The sequence below is a fragment of the Sulfurovum sp. bin170 genome, assembly GCF_010892395.1.
Lineage (GTDB): Bacteria > Campylobacterota > Campylobacteria > Campylobacterales > Sulfurovaceae > UBA1140.
The window spans coordinates 1-3,334 of sequence record NZ_JAACKB010000404.1 but is presented as its reverse complement, the minus strand read 5'-3'; the positions used below and the strand labels follow the sequence as shown (position 1 = coordinate 3,334).

General features: G+C 39.8%; 3 protein-coding genes. All 3 read right to left on the bottom strand.

The window, feature by feature from the left end; genetic code table 11:
- A partial coding sequence (locus GSY74_RS09615) for a fumarate reductase iron-sulfur subunit (protein ID WP_164664887.1) occupies nucleotides 1–712 on the bottom strand: 712 nt, incomplete at its 3' end.
- Nucleotides 705–2,684, bottom strand: coding sequence for a fumarate reductase flavoprotein subunit (locus tag GSY74_RS09610; protein ID WP_164664886.1), 1,980 nt, complete (start codon nucleotides 2,682–2,684; stop codon nucleotides 705–707). The genes GSY74_RS09615 and GSY74_RS09610, both read right to left, overlap by 8 nt.
- Nucleotides 2,674–3,334: fumarate reductase cytochrome b subunit (locus GSY74_RS09605; RefSeq protein ID WP_164664885.1), on the bottom strand; the 661-nt coding region annotated here is incomplete at its 5' end. The genes GSY74_RS09610 and GSY74_RS09605, both read right to left, overlap by 11 nt.

Sequence of the window (3,334 nt, the reverse complement as noted above, 5' to 3'; positions counted from 1 at the left end):
CTTTAACCATCTTCCGACGCATATAAGCAATTTTGCTCTGCAACGGCAAATCTTTAGGGCAGTGGTCTTCACAAGCCAATAGGCTCATGCAACCAAAAATTCCCTCATCATCACCGATAAGTTCATAGAAATCTTCATCAGTTCGTGTGTCATGTGGGTCTATAGAAAATCGTGCTACACGATTAAGCCCAACAGCTCCTACAAAATCTTTTCTCATAATCGCTGTGGCACAACTAGCCACACACAACCCACACTCAATACATCTATCAAGTTCAAACACCTCATCAGCCACTTCAGGCTCAATTGGTTTCTCGATTTTCGATATATCGATCTCCTCATTGGCAACAATCCAACTATTGACCCTGATACTCATCTTGTCCATCCATGTACCAGTATCCACCGAGAGGTCTTTGATGAGATTAAATGTAGGAAGAGGAAGAAGCTCTATCTTGCCATCTTCAAAATCACTAGTCAAAGTTTTACAAGCTAGTTTTGGTTTTCCATTGATAAGCATCCCACACGCCCCACAGATTCCTGCACGACATACAAAATCTGAAGTCAAATCATGGTCGAGAGATGATTTTATCTTGGTTAATGCAATATAGAGAGTCATCCCTGGGGTCTCTTCTAATTTATACTCCTCAAAGGTAGGTTTCGAATTCTCATCAGATGGATTATATTTTAGTGCTGTTATGGTTATCTCTCTACTCATCTTCATCTCCTATTCTCTGATTTTTAGATTTATATTCAGGTTGCAACTCATACGGCATTAACCTCTCTTGGAGTTCATACCTATCACCTTGATACTCTGCTGTTATCCTGTCAACCTCATCTTGTCGTTTTTGGCTAAGTGGGTTTTCAAGAATCATCCCTTTTCGTCCATAACCTCTAAAAGCAGGGGGAATCTCCATCTTCATAATATCCAACTCTTCATACTTCAAAGTAGGCTCCAAATCATCCTCATTTTCCCAATAACTAATGGTTCGATTGAGCCAATTCTCATCATCTCTTTTGAGATAATCTTCTCTATAGTGAGCCCCTCTACTCTCTGTTCTATCTCTTGCACCTTTGGCAACACATAGTGCAACTTTTAGCATCATCGGCACTTTATACGCCTCTTCAAGCTCCTGATTTAGGAGTCTATGTTTTTTTGTAATGCTTATATTCTCTGTCTTTTTAAGCAGAACTTTCAGCTCCTCTACGGCATCTGTCAAATCCTTACCATTTCTAAAGATACCAACTTTCTCTTGCATAATGAGTCTCATCTTATCTTTGATGTCATAGATATTTTCATCTCCATCAAGCTTTAGCAGGTCATCGAGGTATCTGTTCTGCTTATCTATCTCTTTCTGAACAGAATCTATACAGAGCTTAATCTCAACATTTTTACAAAAATCTGCAAAATAGTTACCCACAATCATACCTGCCACGACTGCTTCACTCACCGAGTTTCCACCAAGTCTGTTAAATCCGTGCATATCCCAACAAGCAGCCTCACCAGAAGAGAAAAGCCCTTTTATATTGACACTCTCTCCTTTTGGCGTGGTTCTAATTCCACCCATTGAGTAGTGTTGCATTGGAAGGATTGGCATCCAACCTTTTTCACCCTCATCTGCTGGGTCGATTCCGTTAAAAGTATGGCTAATATCTTGAACATCTCGAAGATTCTTCTCTATATGAGCTCTACCCAAAATTGAAATATCAAGCCATAGATGCTCACCATAAGGGGAAGGGACACCTTTACCTTTTTTGATATGCTCCAATATTCGTCGGCTTACAACATCTCTACTTGCCAAATCCATCTTCTCAGGTTCATAATCAGGCATAAACCGATAACCATCTTTGTCTCTTAGAACTCCACCGTCACCTCGACAACCCTCGGTAAGCAGAATTCCAGATGGAACAATAGGTGTTGGGTGAAACTGAATCGCCTCCATATTGCCCATATATGCTCCAGCATTAATAGCAATTGCGTGACCTGTACCTTTACAGATAGTGGCGTTGGTTGACTGTTTATAGATTCGTCCATATCCACCTGTGGCAATCATGGTTCCTTTTGCTACATACGCAGTCAATCCACCATTTTTGAGGTCACGAACAATTGCACCATAACACTGTTCATCTTTCATTATTAGAGAGATAGCCTCTTTTTTATCCTCTATAACAACACCTAGTCTCAACGCCTCATTGGCAACAGCATAGAGCATTGTGTGACCTGTAGCATCGGCAGTATAGCAGGTTCTCCACTTCTTGGTTCCCCCAAAGTCTCTGGCATTAATCAGCCCATGAGCCTCATCTTTCTCTGTGATAATAGTCTTCTTAGTATTAATTACAACTTCTCTATTACCTTTTTCTATACGACTCCAAGGCACACCCCATGCGGCCAACTCACGGATTGCTTTTGGGGCAGTATTGACAAACATTCTTGCCACCTCTTGGTCACATCCCCAGTCACTACCTTTTACCGTATCTCCAAAGTGAACATCCTCATTGTCCCCCTCTCCCATAATAGCATTTCCAAGGCTAGACTGCATCCCCCCTTGTGCGGCGGCTGAGTGTGACCGTTTGACTGGAACCAAACTTATAACTATAGTATCTAACCCTTTTGCACCAGTAGCAATAGCTGAACGAAGTCCTGCCAATCCACCACCAATAATTAGTGCATCTGTATATTTAATTTGCATTTTTCACCTCTACTTGTGGATTATACTTCTCTCCATAATTGGCTTGATGCTCATATCCTATTTTCATATATGCAATCAGTGTTGCCACACCAAGAGTCAACATAACACCACTCAAAATCCATTTTGCTTTTTTTAGCTTTTTTCTGCTCTCTTTTGCATTTCCATTCTCAAACCATCCCCACTTAACACTTAGTCTGTAAAGTCCAATTGCACCATGAAATTCAACAGCCACTAGTAATAGAATATAGAGTGGCCACATCAAATCGCTATAAACTCTATCAGCAGAGGCAAAAGGTCCAATATTTGCAGGATTCGTTAATATAATATATAGGTGAACAGAACCCAAGAAAAATAGTGCAAAACCTGTAATAATCTGAATAATCCAAAGTTTAGTATCATCATGATTCATCAAAGCAGAATGAGTCTTTAGGCGAAGAACCTCTCTATATGAGATTGGGAATTTTCTCATAGCTAAAAAAGCATGAGATATAAACACTATAAATACAATGGCTATTGAAATAAAGACAGGAATTGGGGTTCCTCCTTCAAAAATAAAACTAAGTTCAAAAGCTTTGGTAACACTTAACATAAAATCTTTACTGATAAGTATTGTGGAGACAAAAAGCATGTGAAATATCATAAAAATGGCT